Origin of the sequence: Haloprofundus marisrubri, assembly GCF_001469955.1 — an archaeon.
GTDB classification, from domain to species: Archaea; Halobacteriota; Halobacteria; order Halobacteriales; family Haloferacaceae; genus Haloprofundus; species Haloprofundus marisrubri.
Window position 1 is genome coordinate 121,608 of record NZ_LOPU01000029.1, and the last position, 16,651, is coordinate 138,258.

Genomic DNA, 16,651 nt, shown 5'->3' on the forward strand with positions numbered 1-16,651 from the left:
CCTTCGATGAATCCATGAAGATACAACGACGGCGGTTCGTGCAGGCCGCGGGCGTCGGTGCGATTCTGGGGCTGAGCGGGTGTTCGAGTCAGGACGTTTCGGAGAGCCCCAACAACAGCACCGGGGGCAACCAGAGCAACAGCGGTGGGCAGAGCGACGGTGGCAACGGCGAACAGCAGCAGGAACTCACGCTGGCGACGACGACGAGTACGTACGACACCGGGTTGCTCGACGAACTGAACCCGATGTTCGAAGAGCAGTTCGGCGCAAAAATCAACACCATCTCGCAGGGGACCGGTGCGGCCATCGAGACGGGCGCGGCCGGCGACGCCGACGTGATTCTCGTCCACGCACGCGGTGCCGAAGACGAGTTCCTCCAGCAGGGCCACGGCGTCAACCGCCGCGACGTGATGTTCAACGACTTCGTCATCGTCGGTCCCGAGAGCGACCCTGCGGGCATCAACGGGATGGGAAGCGCGACGGAGGCGTTTTCGACTATCGCAGAGAGCGAGTCGACGTTCGTCTCCCGTGGCGACGACTCCGGGACGAACAAAAAGGAGATGCTCATCTGGGAGGAGGCCGGCGTCGAACCCAGCGGCCAGTGGTATCGCGCCATCGGCCAAGGGATGGGCGACACGCTCAATCAGGCGAGTCAGTCGGGCGCGTACACCCTCGCCGACCGCGGCACGTACCTCTCGATGCAGGACGAAATCGACCTCGTCATCCACGTCCAAGGGCCGCTGCAGGACGGGCCGGTCATCCTCCAGAACCCCTACGGCGTCATCCCGGTCAACCCCGCCCAGCACGACAACGTCAACTACGAACTGGCGATGGCGTACGTCGGCTTTCTCACGAGTCCCGAGGGCCAGAACACCATCGACAGCTACACCGCCAACGACTCGCAGTTGTTCTTCCCGAACGCGCTCTCGGAGGAACCGAACTTCGACCAGTACGTCCCGCAGGGGTACAGCGCCCAAGAGAGTCAGTCGCTGTCGCGGCGCGACAAGCAGTTCCTCTACTGGGTCGAAACGCGAGTCCCGGCAGACTATTAATTCGCCCCATCTCCATATCTAACCGTGATTTCGGCGTTCGGCGACCTGAACCTGAACTACCTCGTCAGCGTCACCTTCGTGTCGCTGTACGTCAGCACCGTCGCCGTCGCCATCAGCACGCTCATCAGCCTCCCCGTCTCCATCGGCGTCGCGTTCGGCAACTTCCCGGGCAAACGCCTCCTCACGACGGTCATCAACACCGGGATGGGGTTTCCGAGCGTCGTCGTCGGTCTCGTGGTCCTCCTGACGCTGTCGAACGCCGGTCCCCTCGGCGAACTCCAACTGCTGTTCACCCCGCAGGCGATGATTATCTCCCAAACCATCCTCGCCACGCCCGTGGTCCTCAGCGTCTCCATCTCCGCCGTCGAGAGCGTCGGCGGCGACCTCCGCGACGCCGCCTTCGCCGCTGGTGGGACGAACACCGACGTAGGACTTCTCGTCCTTCGTGAGGCGCGCTACGGCATCGTCACGGCCGTTCTCGCGGGCTACGGCCGGGCCATCAGCGAAGTCGGTTCGGTGCTCATCGTCGGCGGTAACATCGTCTACCCGCCCGAACAGACCTCGTTCACCCGGACGCTGACGACGGCAGTCACCGTCGAAGCTCGCCGCGGAAACTACGAGACGGGACTCGCACTCGGTGCGGTGCTTCTCGTGCTCGTCCTCGTGGTCAACGCACTCGGCGGGCGCATCCGCGACGGAGGGCGAGCATGAGCCACAAGGAGAACACGACCGGCCGTCTTCGCCTCGTCGCCGACGGCGTCTCACACGGGTTCGACGGCGACTCCGTTCTCGAAGACGTCTCGCTCACCGTCGACCCCGGCGACGTGCTCGCCATCGTCGGCCCGTCGGGCACCGGGAAGACGACACTCCTGCGGCTTTTGGCGCTGTTCTCGCGGCCCGACGACGGCCGTGTCGCGCTCGCCGAAGGAGAGAGCGTCGACACCGTGTCCACTGAACTGACCCCCGACCACGTCGCCGACGCCCGGACGAACGGCCACGGAGACGTCGGTGCTCGAACCAATGGCGGCGGCGGCGACGGCGACGCCCGCGATGCGTGGTCGCTGTCGGACGACGAGCGTCTCCGACTCCGGCGACGTATCGGCCTCGTCGCACAGGACCGCTCGCTGTTCTCGGCGTCGGTCGGCTACAACGCCGCGTACGGTCTCGGCGTCAGACGCTCGCGGGCGGCCCGTCTCCGCAGTTCGCTCCGTCGAACCGTCGGCCGGTGGTCGCCGCCGGCGGCCGCGCTCTCGGCGCTCGAAACGGTCGGGATGGCCGAGATGGTCGACAAACACGCCGACTCGCTTTCGTCGGGCGAGGCCCAGCGCGTCGGCGTCGCGCGCGCGCTCGCCGTCGACCCCGACGTACTCCTCTTGGACGAACCGACCTCGAACCTCGACCCGCGAAACACCGCCGTCATCGAGGACGCCATGCGCGAAGCCAAAGCCCGAGGAATCGGCGTCGCTCTCGCCACGCACGACATGGACCAAGCGCGCCGCGTCGCCGACAAGACGGCCGTCGTCCTCGGCGGAACCTGTATCGAGTACGGCCCGACAGAACGGGTGTTCGAGTCGCCGCGCGACGACCGCGCCCGCCAGTTCGTCGCCGGCGAACTCGTCTACTGACGGAGTCGGTGGCGACTCACGACGGGTGTACTGATTAGGTGGGCTCTCGAACGGACCGTATGGACGGCGCGTTCGAGGCGTACCTCGCATCCGACGGCGTCACGTTCGACGACGGCGACGCCGCGTTGCTGCGTGCGGTCGACGACCACGGCTCGGTCAGCGGTGCGGCCGCCGCACTCGGCCGTTCCCGCGCTCGCGCACTGTCTCGATTGGAGACGCTCGAATCCGCCTTCGGGTCGCTCGTCGAACGCCGACGCGGCGGGGCCGACGGCGGCGGCAGCGAACTCACGGACGGCGCAACCGCACTGTTGGCGCGGTTCGCTCGTCTCCGTGCCGCGCTCTCGGGGACGGCGGGGGCACGGGAGGCGGTGCTGTTCGGCCGCCTCGCGGACTCTGACGGCGAACTCGCCGTCGTCGACACCGATGCAGGGCCGGTCCGTGCGCTCGTCGTCGACGCTGACGGCCAGATTGCCGGGAGCGTCGACGCGCAGACGCCGGTACAGGTGAGCGTCCGCGCCGACGCCGTCACGTTGCACGCGCCCGACGACGCCCCGCCGTCGGCGGCGACGAGCGCCCGCAACCGCTTCGACGGCGTCGTCTCCGACCTCGATTCGGGTACGGCCGTCGCCACCGTCGTAGTCGATATCGGCGCGAACGCGCCGTTGTACGCACTCGTGACCGTCGAGAGCGTCGACCGACTCGGACTGGAGGAAGGCGTGCCGGTCGTCGCGTCGTTCAAAGCGACGGCGACGCGGGCGACGGTGGTCGACGAGTAGCCGCCGCATCGACTCGAGACGGTGAGAGAACTCAGGCAGTCGGGTCGGTCCCGTCCCGTTCCCGGCCACGTTTTCGCAGCAACGACTCTCCTCCGGCGAGCAGCAGATACACCAGAACGTACAGCGGCGCGGGGACGAACACGAACGTGAAACCCGGCGAGTCGCCCTGTCCGCTTCCGACGGGTGGAAACTCGACCAGCACGTGCCAGAACAGGAGCATCAGACTCATGAACGCGACCGGACTCCGGTAGCGATAGCGGTACCACAGCGCGACGGGAAGACCCACAGACCCGAACGCGAACACCGTCAAGATTCCACCGGACTGCCAGAGGGGGCCACTGATGCTGACGTTCGACGAGAGGACGCTGTAGCCGACGACGACGGCCGTGTAGACGATGCTGACGACGGCGGTAACGCCGAACGTGCGCGTCCAGTTCGGACGCGTGTCAGCTGAGGTGGGGGGTTCGCTCACAGAGCTGTCGACAGACTGTCGTGTAATAACTCTACGGACGGTGGTGCGGGCGTTCGGTCGCTGTGAGATACCGACAGCCGTGGGCCTCGACGACTGCGTTCCCCGACTACAGTTCCGCGACGAGCGTTTCCAACTCTTCTCGCGTCTCGTCGTCGACGGGGCGGTGCGGTGCTCGTGCGTAGCCGGCGGGTGCGCCGCGGGCGCGCATCGCCGCTTTCAGTCCGGGGACGCCGTGGACCGACGTCACCGCGCGGTTCAACTCCACGAGACTGGCGTTCAGTTCGCGCGCACCCTCCGTGTCGCCCTCGCGGTGGCGTTCGTATATCTCCGCGCAGGCTTCGGGGGCGACGTTGGCCAGCCCCAAGATACCGCCGTCGGCACCGGCGTCGAGGGCGTGGGCGGCGACGCTGCCTGCGCCGACGAAGAAGTCGAACTCGTCGCCGGCGAGGCGTCGGGTGCGGCCGAACGCTTCGAGGTTCCCGCTCGAATCTTTCATCCCGGCGACGTTCGAGTGGTCGGCGAGACGGCCCGCGGCGTCGGACGAGAGCGTGACGTTCGTGTACGGGGGAACGCTGTAGAGATACACTGGAATTTCGGCGTCGTCGGCGACTTCGCGGTAGTAGGTTTCGAGCGCCCCCTCGTCGTGTGGGAAGTAAAACGGCGTGACGACGAGTGCGCCATCGGCCCCGGCGTCGGCGGCCAACTGCGTCTGACGCTTCGTTTCTCTGAGGCCCGGATGACCCGTGCCGGCGAGCACCGGCACTGAGGCCTCTTCGACGACGAGTTCGACGACGCGAGCGCGCTCTTCGACACTCATCAACTCGGCCTCGCTGTTCGACCCACAAGGGACCAGAAAGTCGACACCACGGGCTTCGACCCAGCCGACGAGTTCTCGAAGCGACCCCTCGTCGAGGTCGCCGTCTTCGGTGAACGGTGTCGCAAGCGGCGGTCCGATTCCTTCCATAACGGGCGGTCACGCGCGGCGAAATTGTAACTTTGGGTCGGGGTCGCACGGTCCGCCTTTCGGCGTCATCAGAGAGCCACTTTCGAGGGCCATCACGCGGTCCGTTTCTCGGGCCCTCAGACAGCAACGTGTCATATAGCTAATCGGCTGAATTCGCTGTCGCACAGCAGTCACACGCCCGTCTGACGCGGGTTTAAGTTCGTCCGTCGGGTCGGTTTACTCGGGCGCGTAGACGGCATCTGTTCCCATCCTCCCACCCGTTCGCGCCCGGATGCTCGCCGAACCCCACCCGACGGCATCCGAGTTCGTCTTTGGGACGGCCGTCCCCCGCGGCCGGCCCCGGGCGAACGTATCGCGCTTTTCCCCTTGATTCAGGCGCTCTCGACGGCCGCGTCTCCGAGCAACTGTTTACGAACGTCTTCGAGCGACTCCTGTTCGACGATGAGTGCGACTCTGTCGCCCGCCTGAATGGTCGTCTGCGGTAGCGGAATCGTCATCGCCTCCCGGTCGTCGCCGTGTGCGTAGATACGGGCAGTCGACGGCAGGTCGATTTCACTGACGCGTTTGCCGACGACGGGCGACCCCTCGGGGATGGTGACCGCCGACAACTGGAGGTTTTCGGTGAGTTCGCCGATGGCGTTGAAGTTCCCGCCGAGCAGTGCGGTTTTCGCCCCCGCCGCGCCGAGACGTTCGGGATAGATTATCTCGTCGACGTCCTCGGCGTACTCCTTGTAAATCTCCTCGCGGTAGTCGGCGTCGATGCGGAGTACGGTCCGACAGCCGTGTTCTCTGGCAATCATGCAGACGGCGTAGTTCGTGTTCAAATCGCCCGTGATGCCGCCGACGGCGACGGCGTCGTCCAGTCCGGCGCGTTCCAAGACGGCCTCGTTGCTTCCGTCGCCTTCGATGACTTCGAACCCGGCGTCACGAGCGCGTTCGACCTTGTCCCGGTTGTTCTCGACGAGGACGACGTCGTGCCCCTCCTCTTTGAGGATACGCGCGGTTCGAGAGCCGACCCGCCCGTACCCAACGATAACGAATCGCATGGCTCTCTATACCGTGCTCCTCCTCAAAAAGCTACGTCTCGTCGTGGAGTTCGTGTGGAGCCGTCGCCATCGCCCGTCGCCTCACCGTCCGCGTGTCCGTTCGAGTCGGCCCACGAGCGAATCGACCGTCGTCGACAGTCGCCGTGTGCCAAAGAGGGCGACGAGTATTGCGCCGACGCCGTCGAAGACGAGGTCCGTCAACGTGTCTTCGAGGCTGTACTGGATGAGGACGGCCTGAATACCCAGAAGGTCGGTCACGCCCCGTATACTGAACTCCAAGACCTCCCAGAACACCCCGAACGCCAGCGTCACGACGAGGATGAACACCGAGAGGAACCGCGGCGGGAGGTACACCGCTCGCGTGTGCTCGTCGACGGCGCGCACCGTCGCGTAGCCGACACCGGCGACCACCGTCGCCGACAGCGTGTGCGTGAGGCTGTCCCACCACGGTATCGCGGTGTAGAGGCCGAGCATCCCGAGCGAGTGCAACGACACCGCGAGCGTCACCCACAGCGTGACGCCGGCGTCGAGGTCGAACTCCGGGTCGCGTTCGAGAATCGCCGGGAGGAACGTCACGACGAGCGCTATCGACGCGTTGACGACGACACTCAGGTTTCGCTCGACAGCACCGACGAGAAAGACGACGGCGATGACGAGTTGGAGTGCCCGGGTGAGTCGCCGTTGCCGACGCGGCGAGAGCGAAAACAGCGTCATCGTGGAGAGATATCGGCCGCGTACGCGCTAAACGTTGTGCCGTCGACGGCCCGCCGTGATGCAGGTGGACTAGTGTGTCACTAGTTCGCACCTCGCCCGACACGGTTTTGCTCTCCTATCTCATACACGGGGGCGATGATGGCCACCACGCACGCCCTGATAGGGGTCGTGCTCGCGCTCGTCGTCGCCCCAGACGGCGGCCTTCTCCCCGTTGCGGCCGCCGGACTCGGCGGACTGTTTCCCGACTTCGACCTGTACGCTGGACACCGGAAGACGCTGCACTTTCCGGTGTACTTCTCGCTGGCGGCGTTCGTCGCCGCCCTCGTCGCCGCGTTCGTCGCCTCGCCGATAGCGCTCGCCGTCGCGCTGTTTCTAGCGGCGGCGGCGGTTCACTCGGTGATGGACGTTCTCGGCGGCGGCCTCGAACTCAAACCCTGGGAAGGCACTTCCGACCGAGCGGTGTACGACCACTTCAACGGCCGGTGGCTCGCGCCCAAGCGCTGGATTCGCTACGACGGCGCGCCCGAGGACTTCCTCTTGGGTGCGGTCTTCGGCGTGCCCGCGCTGTTCGTCCTCTCGGGGACGCCTCAGACCGTCGTCGGCGTCGCACTCGGCATCTCGGCGGTGTATACGCTGCTGCGGAAGACGCTCGTCCCGCTGGCGCAACGTCTCGTCGACGCGATACCCGCCGAACTGCTGGCGTACGTCCCCGACCGCTTCGTCGAGGACTTCCAGTAGTTTCCGATAGCTTCCGATAGCTTCCGATAGTTTCCGATAACTCCCAGTGAGTTCCGGTGTTTTCTCTGCGGCGGCGCTCTCCGGGATAGGAAGGCTGAAACACCGATACCGCTTGGTTCCGACGTGGGTCTCAGCACGCGACTGTTCGGCGACGACACGGCGTTGCTGTCGAACCGGAGTTTTCAGCTTCTGTTGCTCGCCAGCGTTAGTTCACCGCTCGGCTCTTCGGTCGTCTCGCCGGTTCTCGACTCGCTGCGCGGACCGCTCGGCGCGACGGAGGCGCAGGTCACACTGCTCATGGCCGCGTTCACCGCGCCCGCTATCGTCTGTATCCCGCTCGTCGGGATTCTCTCGGACCGCTACGGCCGCAAACCCGTGCTCACGGCGGGACTGACGCTTTTCGGTCTCGCCGGTGTCGCCATCCCGCTGACGACCGACTTCCGGGTCGTCGTCGGCCTTCGACTCCTGCAGGGCATCGGCTACACCGGCATCGCGCCCGTGCTCATCACGAGCGTCGGCGACCTGTTCGACGGCGACGAAGAAGCGACCGCACAGGGTCTCAGATTCACGACTGTCGGCCTGTCGCTCACGGTGTTTCCGCTCCTTGCGGGCGCGCTCGTCGCGCTCTCGTGGCAGTATCCGTTCTATCTGTACGCGCTCGCGCTACCGACGGCACTGGCCGTCGCGCTGTTCTTCGACGACCCGACGCTGAACGCCGACAACGACGCCCCCGGCGCTGCAACTGACGGCGGCGACCAAGGTTCCGAAGGAGACGACTCGCCGTCGACGCTGCAAGCACTCTCGGTCGTGCTTCGTGAGCGTCGCGTCGCGGCGACGCTCGTCGGCCGGGCGGTGCCCTCCTTTCTGTGGTTCGCCTTTCTCACCTACGTCTCCATCGTCGTCGCTCGCGTTCTCGGTGGGTCGGCGGGACAAGCGGGTGCGCTCGTCGCGCTGGCGAGCGTCGCCTCCTCGGTGAGTGCGACGCAGGTCGGCCGCCTGACGGCGGCGTTCGACCGCCGGGCGATACCGCTGTTCGCCACACTCGTCTGCACCGCCGCTGGCGTCGCTACGCTCGGTCTCTCGCCGTCGCTTCCGGTCGCTGCACTCGGCTCCGTCGCCGTCGGCGCGGGTTTCGGCGTCGTACTCAGCCTCTACCGGAGTACCATCTCGAATCTGGCGACGGACGAACTACGGGGGAGTCTCGTCAGCGCTGGCGAGTCGCTCGGGCGCGTCGGCAGCACCACCGCACCGATTCTGCTTGGCGGAACCGTTGCACTCCTCGAACCGGGTCTCGGCGGCGTGCTCGCCATCCGGACGATGCTCGTCGGCGTCGCTGTCGTCACCGTCGCCGTCGGCGGGTTCGTCCTCTATCTCGGCGAGACGGGCGACACCTGACTCACCGCGCGCCCGGCCGCGCACCCGGCCTCTGTCTTCACCCGAGTTCCCGCTCGCAGAACGTGAATCGCCAGCGCTCGCCCTCCGAGAGCCGTTGTCCGCCGACCACCCACTCGTCTATCCGCTCGTCGGTGAGCGGCCGGGCGACGAGGTAGTTCGGAGTCGTCACCCGTGACAGCGGCGCTTCGTCGTTCCGAGCGAAGCCGTATTTTTCGAGCAGTCTTCGGGGGAGCGCCTCGCCGAACACCGACAGCAACGCGGCGTCGTCGTTGTCGGCGACGACACGCGCCAAGAGCGCGTCGACCGCGTCCGTCCACACCTCGCCGCCGGTCAGCGGCGCGACGTCGGTGACGTGGACGACAGTCGAGGCCACGTCTCTCTGGGTGCCGACGACGAACGCGGCGGCGGGACTGCCACCCCACTCGGCGAGCAACGTTTCGTACTCGAAGCGTGGGTTCGCGTACCGCCACGCGTAGAACTCGGCGTCCCTGTCGGCGTGGACGTGCGGCAGCGGCGACGTCGCCACGAGCGTCGTCAACTCTTCGACGGGAACGCCCGCCTCGCGACGAACGGTCACGTCGGCGTCTCTTGGTCTGCCTGTCCGAAGCGAGAGATAGCTCCGTGTCGCTGTCGCTGCGAGTTTGGCGACTGCGTTCGTGGCTCGTTCGCCGCCAATCGACGGCAGCGAGGTCAGCGCAGTCGGGTCCTGCACGCGGTAGTACACCGGGCACTCGCGTCTGACGCCGCGATGCAGTGAGAGGCGTTCTCCTAACTTGTCGAGGGCCCCGAGTACCGCCTCGTTCGGAAAGCCGATGGAGACCTGCGGGTCGCGGGTCGCGTAGTGGTCGTACACGTACGTCACCATCTTCGAGAACAGGCCGCGCCTGCGGTGGTCGGGGTGAACCATCGGGTCGACCTGAATCACCGCGAGAACGCGCTGGTTGCCGATGCGCAGCGGAATCGGCACGCTCGGTCGTGCACCGACGACGTCTCCGTTGTCGGCTTCGACGACGGCGATAGGCGTCTCGTCGAGATACGGGTTCTCGACGTAGCGCCAGTCGAACCAGTCCGGGTCAGTTCGGTCGAACACCGTTTCGTAGAGCGACAACACCGCTTCCCGGTCCGCCGATTCGTACTGTCGGACGTGGTAGTCGCGTTCCGCCTCTCCCGTGTCGTCACCGGCCGCGTCGGTGGCAGCGCCGTCCTCGTCGGCAGCGGCGTCGGCATTGTCGGCGTCCGCAGCGTTCTCAGCGTCCTCAGCGTCCTCAGCGTCCATCCTGTGTCGATTCGACGACCGACGACATAGTTTCACCGTCCGAATGCTGGGTGGCGCTAAATGGTAGACAGTGACTAGCGTCCGAAAAATACCGAGTTAAAACCGGGTGACGGGAACGTTTCCGACCGGAACTCAGTTCATAATCGTGAAACGGACACTGCGCTTTTCATCGGTATCGCCGAACGAGAACCGATGCACTCAGGCGCGTTCTCACCCGGCGCGCGCTCCGGCAACGCAGCGCGTGTCTACGACGAAACCGCGACGGTTCGCGGCGACGCACTCGCCCTCGAAACCGAGAGGAGACGGTACTCTCACGCCGAACTCCGCGACCGGTCGGCACGAGTAGCCGGGGCACTGCACGAGCACGGCCTCGCACCCGACGACCGCCTCTGCTTGTTTCTCTCGAATCGCCCCGAACTCGTTCTCACGGCGCTTGCGGCGTTGAAAGCCGGACTGCCTTTCTCGCCGGCGAACCCGCAGTTCACCGCGCGCGAACTCGTCTTCCAGTTGGCCGACAGCGACGCGAGAGCGCTCGTCACCGAACCGTCGCTGTTGCCGAAAGTCGCCGAGGCACTCGACCGACTCGACACCGACCCGTTGGTGATTCTCGTCGACGACAGCACAGACGAGACTGCCACCGACGGCGATGCCGCCACCACCGACGAGGCTGCTGACGCCACGGACGACATCGGGTTCGACTTCGAGTTCGATTTCGACACCGTCGCGTTCTCGTCGCTCGACGCCGACTCGACGATGGTCCACCGCGAGGACGACGACGTGGCGATGCAGCCGTACACGAGCGGAACGACCGGCAAACCGAAGGGCGTGTTGTTGACGCACCGAAACCTGCGCGCACAGTCGTTCATGGCGTTCGAGCGCTCGGCACTGCGCGCCGACGAGGAACGGTTTCTCTCTATCCTCCCGCTGGCGCACATCGCGGGCTTCGTCAACCGGACGTGGCAGCCGTTGATTCGCGGGGCCGCCGTCTACCTGCGCGACCCGAGCGAGTGGGACCCCGAGACGGCGATGGCGACCATCGAACGCGAGCGAATCACGAAGTTCGGCGCGGTGACCGCGATGTACGTCGACATCGTCAACCACGAGCGCTTCGGCGAGTACGACCTCTCCAGTCTCGAAGAGGTGATGGAGGGCGGCGACCGCCTGCCGACGTCGGTCCAAGAGCGCTTCGAGACGACGGCGGGCGTCGAACTCTTCGAAGCGTACGGCCTCACCGAGACGGGCGGCGGCACCCACGTCGGCTTCGGGTCGACGTTCGGCCCCCGACTGGGTACCATCGGTCAACCGCTGCGGGCGACCGACTGTAAACTCGTCGACGAGGAGGGTCGAGAAGTACCGCCGGGTGAGACGGGTCAACTGCTGGTCCGTGGCCCGCACGTGATGAAAGGCTACCACGAGCGACCCGCCGAGACGGCGGAGGCGTTCACCGACGACGGCTACTTCCGCACCGGCGACGTCGCCCGCCGCGACGCGGACAACTACTACGAACTCGTCGACCGGATGTCCGACGTTATCGTCACCGCCGGCTACACCGTCTACCCACGCGAGATAGAGAACGCGCTGTACGAACATCCGGACGTCGTCGACGCCGCCGTCGTCGGCGTGCCCGACGAGCGCCGAACGGAGACGGTGAAAGCGTACGTCGTCCGCCGACAGGGGTCGGCCGTCGACGCCGACAGAATTCGGGCGTTCTGTCTCGAACGCGTCGCGCCGTACAAACACCCGCGGACGGTGGAGTTCGTCGAGGAACTCCCTCGCACACACAACAGCAAGGTTCGACGCGTCGAACTCCGCGAAGGAACCTAACTCCCGGCTTTTTCGAGTCTTGCGCTCGCCGACTCCGACTGTCTATCTAGAGTGAACGTTTATACACCCACCTCTTGTCTCTCCGCTCGATGCCGGAACGGCCGACCGAGAAGACCGGGCAGGAGGGTGACGAGACGACGAGCACAGACGAGACGGCCACTCACGACGACCATCCGCCGCTCGCATCGGACGGCGAACGGGCGTTTCTCGAACGGGCACTCGACGAGTTGGACGACCCGTTCTACGTGTTCGACAGAGACGGCGGCCTCGTACGGTGGAATCGCGTGCTGACCGACCTGTTCGACGTCACCGACGAGGAGATAGCAGGGAGGTCTCCGATGGAGTTCTTTCTCGAAGCCGACCAACCGCGGGTGCGCCGGGCCGTCGACGAGACGCTCGAACACGGCGAAACGGTCGTCGAAGCACGCGCGGAGACGACGCAGGGACTCGTCCGATTTCAACTCACCGGCCGCCGACTGGTCGACGATGACGGAACTGTACTCGGTCTCTGCGGTATCGGCCGCGACGTGACCGAACAGCGCGCCTTCGAGCGCCGCCTCGCCGACCAGAACGAACGCCTCGAACGGTTCGCCGAAATCGTTGCCCACGACCTCCGAAACCCGCTGACCGTCGCCAAAGGCTTTCTCGAACTGGAGCGACGCGAACACGACTCCGAGCACCTCGGCCGCGTCGACGAAGCGCTCGACCGAATCGACCGTATCGTCGACGACGTGCTCGCCGCCGCCCGCGACGGCCGGACCGTCACCGACCGGACGTCCGTCTCGCTGAACCGCGTCGCACAGAACGCGTGGCGAAACGTCGACACCGCCGACGCGACGCTCGACGTTCGAGCGTCGGGCACCGTCGACGCCGACGAAGACCGACTGCGTCGACTGTTCGAGAACCTGTTTCGCAACAGCGTAGAGCACGGCACCGACGGTGTCGCCGTCACCGTCGAGGACATCGACGAGGGGTTCGCCGTCGCCGACGACGGGCCGGGTATCCCGCCCGAGGACCGCCAGCGCGTCTTCGAGTTGGGTTTTACTGGACCTTCGCAGGGAACCGGATTGGGTCTGAACATCGTGCGGACGCTGGCGCACGCCCACGGGTGGTCGGTGCGAGCGACGGAGTCGGAGTCAGGCGGCGCACGATTCGAGTTCGATACGTCACGTGAACGGTCGTCGAGAGTCCCCGAGTGACGCTGTCTGTGTCGACGCGGCTGGAGATGGCTTGTTCGACGTGCCGCCTCTTCTCCGGAGACTCAGACACGTCCCGCACGACCGGCGGGCTTTATAAAATCAACTCACGGAGTCGCCGATGACGATGTCTCGCCTCGATGTTGCGACGCGCGCAGCGCTGGCCGCCGGGAAACGTCTCTCAGAACTGTCGAATCCACGCGACGAGGATGCCGCGTGGGTGAGTGCCGGTGACGTCGTGACAGAGGCGGCAGCCGAGTCCGCTGACGAACTGGTGGAGAGGCTCGGTGAGACCGACGACGCCGTCTTCATCCAAGAAACTCGCCGTACCTCCGATGACGGCGGGACGTGGGTGTGCGACCCGTTGGACGGCCGTGGGAGCTACCGGGCTGGCGGTAGCGAGTACGCCGTCTCGATCGCACACTACGAGGACACCCGGCCACGATTGGGTGTGGTCTACCTACCTGACACGCAGACGTTGTTCGCGGCGCGAGCGGACGGCCCAGCACTTCGTTACGACTCTGCGGAAGCAGCGACCGCAAGCCGGGGACAGCGACTCTCTGTCACCGAGACTGACGACCTCGCGTCATCAGCCTGCGTCTCGGGGTTCGACCTCGGTGGCCACGTACTGCGGGAGTTCGAGTCGACTGGTGCACAGGTCGCCCCACGAGAGTCGGCCGCTATCAACCTCTGTCGTCTCGCAGACGGGGATGCGGACGTCGTCTGGGAGTACGACACGTATCCGTGGGACGTTGCGGCAGGTCTCGTTATCGCGCAGGCGGCGGGAGCGACTGTCACCGACGTAGATGGTGACCAGTACACAGCAGGTCGGGAGCCAACCAAAGAACAGCGACCACTGGTCGCAACGAACGGACCGCTGCAGACCGACGCGCTGGCGACGATTCGCGGCGTCGACGCACTCGACGTGTCGACGTGAATCAGTAAGTCGACCGCCGCCCGAAAACGAACACGAGTACCGAGAGGAGGAGGATGCCGACGATGGATTCGAGCACCGCGAGACCGTGGTACGAAACGGGGAGTGCGTCGACACGCGCGACTGGATTGATGAAGTGGAGTGCGCTCAGGTATAGCGCCTCCGAGAACCCGAGCGGGTAGAGCAGTGCTGCTCCGACGACGACGACGAGACCGACCAGCAGCACCCGAGAGACACTCTCACCGTATCCCATGACACCACCCGAGAGGAGCGACCCGGCCCACGCACGCCACTCACGGTTCTCACGGTGGGCCGTCCGTCGACTCCGCTTTCGTCGTCGGTACGCAGTTCTGGCCTGGTCCGGAAGCGCATTGTCCCGTGAGAGCCGTTCGACCATCCGGTTTCGCCAGATGTCTCGCGTCACTGGTGACGGACCATCAGTCGTCGTTTCGGTCGGCCCAGTGGCGGCCTCGAACTGCGTACCGTCGTTGATTTTCGCGTCGACGAGCACACAGCCGTACAGGTCGGCGTCGAGAAGCACTGCGTCGAAGAGGTTTGCGCGGGTGAAGACGGCACGGTCACAGTCGGCACTCGTGAGGTCTGCGGCGCGGAAGTTCGCGTCCTCGGCGTCGACGTCGGCGAGACTCGCGTCAGTGAGGGCGGCGCTGCGGAAGGACGCACCCGTAAGCACCGCGTCGTCGAACACCGCGTCGGTGGCGTCGGCCTCGTAAAAGTTCGCCCCGTCAGCTATCGCACCCGAGAGGGTCGCCTTCTGGAGACGGGTGCGGTGGAAAGCCGTTCCCGAGAGAGTCGCGCCTCGGAGGAGGGTCTCTCTGAGACGGGCGCTAAGAAGCACCGCGTCGGTGAGGTTGGCACCCGCGAGATTGGCTTCCGAGAGACGTGCGCGGATGAAGTTCGCCTCCGGTGCGTTGGCGAACCGAAGGTCCGCCTTCCGGAAGTCTGCGTGACGCGCTTGCACTGCTTCGAGGTCCGCGTATCGAAACGTCGCTTCCGAGCAGTCGGTGTTCCGGAGGTCACAGTCCACGAGTGACGCCTGTCGGAACTCCGCGTCGTTGAGTCGGGCCGTCGTCAACGAAGCCCCGTCCAGCGTCGCCTCGGTGAACGTCGCCCCATGGAGGTCACAGCCGTCGAGCGTCACGTCGGAGAGGTCTGCACCAGTGAAATCCGCACCGCGCAACGACGTGTTCGTGAACTGTCTCTCACCGATTGCTTCCGAGAGATTCACACCGGCGAGATTTGCACCATCGAGCATCGGTACGTCGGATTCCGCAGCCAACAACTCCGCAAGCGCCGCTTCTCTCTCGTCAGGGCCTACCGCATCGACGGACGAGGTGTGCCAGAGACACCGGTTGAACCCCTCCAAGGGCTGGCGTGAACAGGCTACGGCGTCTCGGTCCTCTGGACGAGTGACTTCCGAGACCACGAAGCCGCACCGGGTGTCCGTGTCGGTCATCTGGTTTTCTGTAACTACCAGCCGGTTTAACAGTTCGCACTCGTGTTGTTTCCCGTTCGAGGCGCGTCACTCCGCTCGGCAGTGACTCCGCTACCGAAACCAGAGCCGACCGAATCACGGTCGAGACTCGACGCTACCGCTCGCCGCGTGCGTTCGTGCGAAAATCTTCGGCCGGATTCGACTCGTATAGACGGTCGCTCACCTCGTTCGCGCTGCGTCTGGCCTGTCCAAATTCCGAGTCGGCTTCAGGCGATTCCAGCAGATGCTCGGTGACGGAGCGTCTCGCAGAAGTGGAATGGAGAGAAAGCCTAGGCCGGGATTTGAACCCGGGCTCTCGTCCTTACCAAGGACGCGCTTTACCGCTAAGCTACCCAGGCGCCTGATGCGCATTCACTCGTTTGCCCGATTCGTCTTTAGGCGTTTCGATTCGCTTCAGCTATCGGTAGGCGATGGCACGGGGTCGTCTCCCCCACCATCGGCCGCCACTCGTTCGGCGGCCGCCTCGGGCAGCGCCGACGGCGCTTCCGGAAACGACGTGCCGTACTCGGCGGCGAGGTCGGCGGCGTACGCCGACAGCGACTCGGGGACCGACTCGCCGACCGCCGTCGCACCGGCGAGCACCGCCAAATCGAGCACGTCGGCTTCGAGTCTGCCGTCGAAGGAGTCGGTGTCGCGGTCGGTCTCGCCGTCGGTGGCCGGGACCGGCGACCGACGGCCGAGCGTCTGGTCGTGACCGAACGCTCGGACGGTGTCGACGGCGCGGGTCGCCGCCTCGGTTCGGGCGAGAACGAAGAATCCCCGGGCGACCAGCACGTCGGCGGCGAGAACGAGCATGTCGGCCTCGATACCCGCGATGAGGTCGTCGGCGCCGTTCTGTCGCTCGGCGGTCTCGTCCGCCCACGGTTCATCGCGGGCGAGGTCACGGGTGAGTCGAAGGCCCTCGTAAATCAGTTGGACGCCGGCGGCGCGTTCGGCGAGGGCGTCGGTGTCCACGTCGGGGTCGAGTGCCCGCGCGCTCACCAGTGCGAGCGCTCCCGGCAGCATCGACGCCTCCGCGAGGCGCGCGTCCAGCGCGTCCAGCAGTTGTGGAGGGTCGATATCAGAGAGCGCCTCGCGCGCGGCATCGCGGGTCCGCACGGCGTCGTCCATCACTGAACGGTAGCGA

At 65.9% G+C, this 16,651-nt stretch carries 16 protein-coding genes and 1 tRNA gene; 9 read left to right on the forward strand and 8 right to left on the reverse strand.

Going from position 1 to position 16,651, the window contains the following annotated elements:
- The first annotated feature begins 14 nt into the window (after positions 1–14).
- From AUR64_RS11125 to AUR64_RS11140, 4 genes are read left to right on the forward strand one after another with little or no spacing between them, the layout of a single operon-like run.
- Positions 15–1,052, forward strand: a complete 1,038-nt coding sequence (locus tag AUR64_RS11125) for a substrate-binding domain-containing protein (RefSeq protein ID WP_058582024.1) — start codon at positions 15–17, stop codon at positions 1,050–1,052.
- Positions 1,053–1,079: 27 nt separating this feature from the next.
- Complete coding sequence (locus AUR64_RS11130; RefSeq protein ID WP_058582696.1) at positions 1,080–1,763, forward strand: ABC transporter permease; 684 nt, start codon at positions 1,080–1,082, stop codon at positions 1,761–1,763.
- Complete coding sequence (locus AUR64_RS11135) at positions 1,760–2,677, forward strand: ATP-binding cassette domain-containing protein (RefSeq protein WP_058582025.1); 918 nt, start codon at positions 1,760–1,762, stop codon at positions 2,675–2,677. The genes AUR64_RS11130 and AUR64_RS11135 overlap by 4 nt, the downstream gene beginning before the upstream one ends.
- Before the next feature lie 59 nt (positions 2,678–2,736).
- Complete coding sequence (locus AUR64_RS11140; RefSeq protein ID WP_058582026.1) at positions 2,737–3,453, forward strand: TOBE domain-containing protein; 717 nt, start codon at positions 2,737–2,739, stop codon at positions 3,451–3,453.
- A 31-nt stretch (positions 3,454–3,484) separates the two neighbouring features.
- Here the strand turns inward: AUR64_RS11140 and AUR64_RS11145 are convergent, their stop codons facing one another.
- The 4 genes from AUR64_RS11145 to AUR64_RS11160 all read right to left on the reverse strand — a co-directional run bounded on the left by AUR64_RS11145 (position 3,485) and on the right by AUR64_RS11160 (position 6,649).
- The gene (locus AUR64_RS11145) at positions 3,485–3,925 is read right to left on the reverse strand and encodes a hypothetical protein (RefSeq protein ID WP_058582027.1); all 441 of its coding nucleotides are present in this window, start codon (positions 3,923–3,925) and stop codon (positions 3,485–3,487) included.
- Between the two features lie 106 nt (positions 3,926–4,031).
- Positions 4,032–4,889, reverse strand: coding sequence for a dihydrodipicolinate synthase family protein (locus AUR64_RS11150; protein ID WP_058582028.1), 858 nt, complete (start codon positions 4,887–4,889; stop codon positions 4,032–4,034).
- Between the two features lie 371 nt (positions 4,890–5,260).
- The gene (locus AUR64_RS11155; RefSeq protein ID WP_058582029.1) at positions 5,261–5,935 is read right to left on the reverse strand and encodes a potassium channel family protein; all 675 of its coding nucleotides are present in this window, start codon (positions 5,933–5,935) and stop codon (positions 5,261–5,263) included.
- Between the two features lie 81 nt (positions 5,936–6,016).
- Complete coding sequence (locus tag AUR64_RS11160; protein WP_058582030.1) at positions 6,017–6,649, reverse strand: hypothetical protein; 633 nt, start codon at positions 6,647–6,649, stop codon at positions 6,017–6,019.
- A 135-nt stretch (positions 6,650–6,784) separates the two neighbouring features.
- Here AUR64_RS11160 and AUR64_RS11165 point away from each other — a divergent pair, with 135 nt between their 5' ends.
- Both AUR64_RS11165 and AUR64_RS11170 read left to right on the forward strand, forming a co-directional pair.
- Positions 6,785–7,387 (forward strand): metal-dependent hydrolase, encoded by a 603-nt coding sequence (locus AUR64_RS11165; RefSeq protein ID WP_205628400.1) that lies wholly within the window; start codon positions 6,785–6,787, stop codon positions 7,385–7,387.
- A 123-nt stretch (positions 7,388–7,510) separates the two neighbouring features.
- Entirely contained in the window at positions 7,511–8,782 is a 1,272-nt protein-coding gene (locus AUR64_RS11170) for an MFS transporter (protein WP_058582031.1), read from the forward strand.
- A 37-nt stretch (positions 8,783–8,819) separates the two neighbouring features.
- On the opposite strand, the gene AUR64_RS11175 is transcribed toward AUR64_RS11170, so the two are convergent.
- Positions 8,820–10,058, reverse strand: coding sequence for a GNAT family N-acetyltransferase (locus tag AUR64_RS11175; protein ID WP_058582032.1), 1,239 nt, complete (start codon positions 10,056–10,058; stop codon positions 8,820–8,822).
- 192 nt (positions 10,059–10,250) lie between these two features.
- Here AUR64_RS11175 and AUR64_RS11180 point away from each other — a divergent pair, with 192 nt between their 5' ends.
- The 3 genes from AUR64_RS11180 (at position 10,251) to AUR64_RS11190 (ending at position 14,015) form a co-directional block, all read left to right on the forward strand.
- A complete protein-coding gene (locus AUR64_RS11180) occupies positions 10,251–11,882 on the forward strand; it encodes a class I adenylate-forming enzyme family protein (protein ID WP_058582033.1) in 1,632 nt (543 codons plus the stop codon).
- 89 nt (positions 11,883–11,971) lie between these two features.
- Positions 11,972–13,081, forward strand: coding sequence for a two-component system sensor histidine kinase NtrB (locus AUR64_RS11185; protein WP_058582034.1), 1,110 nt, complete (start codon positions 11,972–11,974; stop codon positions 13,079–13,081).
- Between the two features lie 118 nt (positions 13,082–13,199).
- Positions 13,200–14,015 carry an inositol monophosphatase family protein gene (locus AUR64_RS11190; protein ID WP_058582035.1) on the forward strand — a complete coding sequence of 272 codons (816 nt, stop codon included), beginning with the start codon at positions 13,200–13,202 and terminating at the stop codon, positions 14,013–14,015.
- 1 nt (position 14,016) lies between these two features.
- Here AUR64_RS11190 and AUR64_RS11195 read toward each other — a convergent pair whose 3' ends face one another.
- The 3 genes from AUR64_RS11195 to AUR64_RS11205 form a co-directional block, all read right to left on the reverse strand.
- The gene (locus tag AUR64_RS11195) at positions 14,017–15,486 is read right to left on the reverse strand and encodes a pentapeptide repeat-containing protein (protein WP_058582036.1); all 1,470 of its coding nucleotides are present in this window, start codon (positions 15,484–15,486) and stop codon (positions 14,017–14,019) included.
- A gap of 305 nt (positions 15,487–15,791) precedes the next feature.
- Positions 15,792–15,863: transfer RNA gene (locus AUR64_RS11200), tRNA-Thr, on the reverse strand.
- 55 nt (positions 15,864–15,918) lie between these two features.
- Positions 15,919–16,635, reverse strand: coding sequence for a DUF7114 family protein (locus tag AUR64_RS11205; protein ID WP_058582037.1), 717 nt, complete (start codon positions 16,633–16,635; stop codon positions 15,919–15,921).
- Positions 16,636–16,651 lie beyond the last annotated feature (16 nt).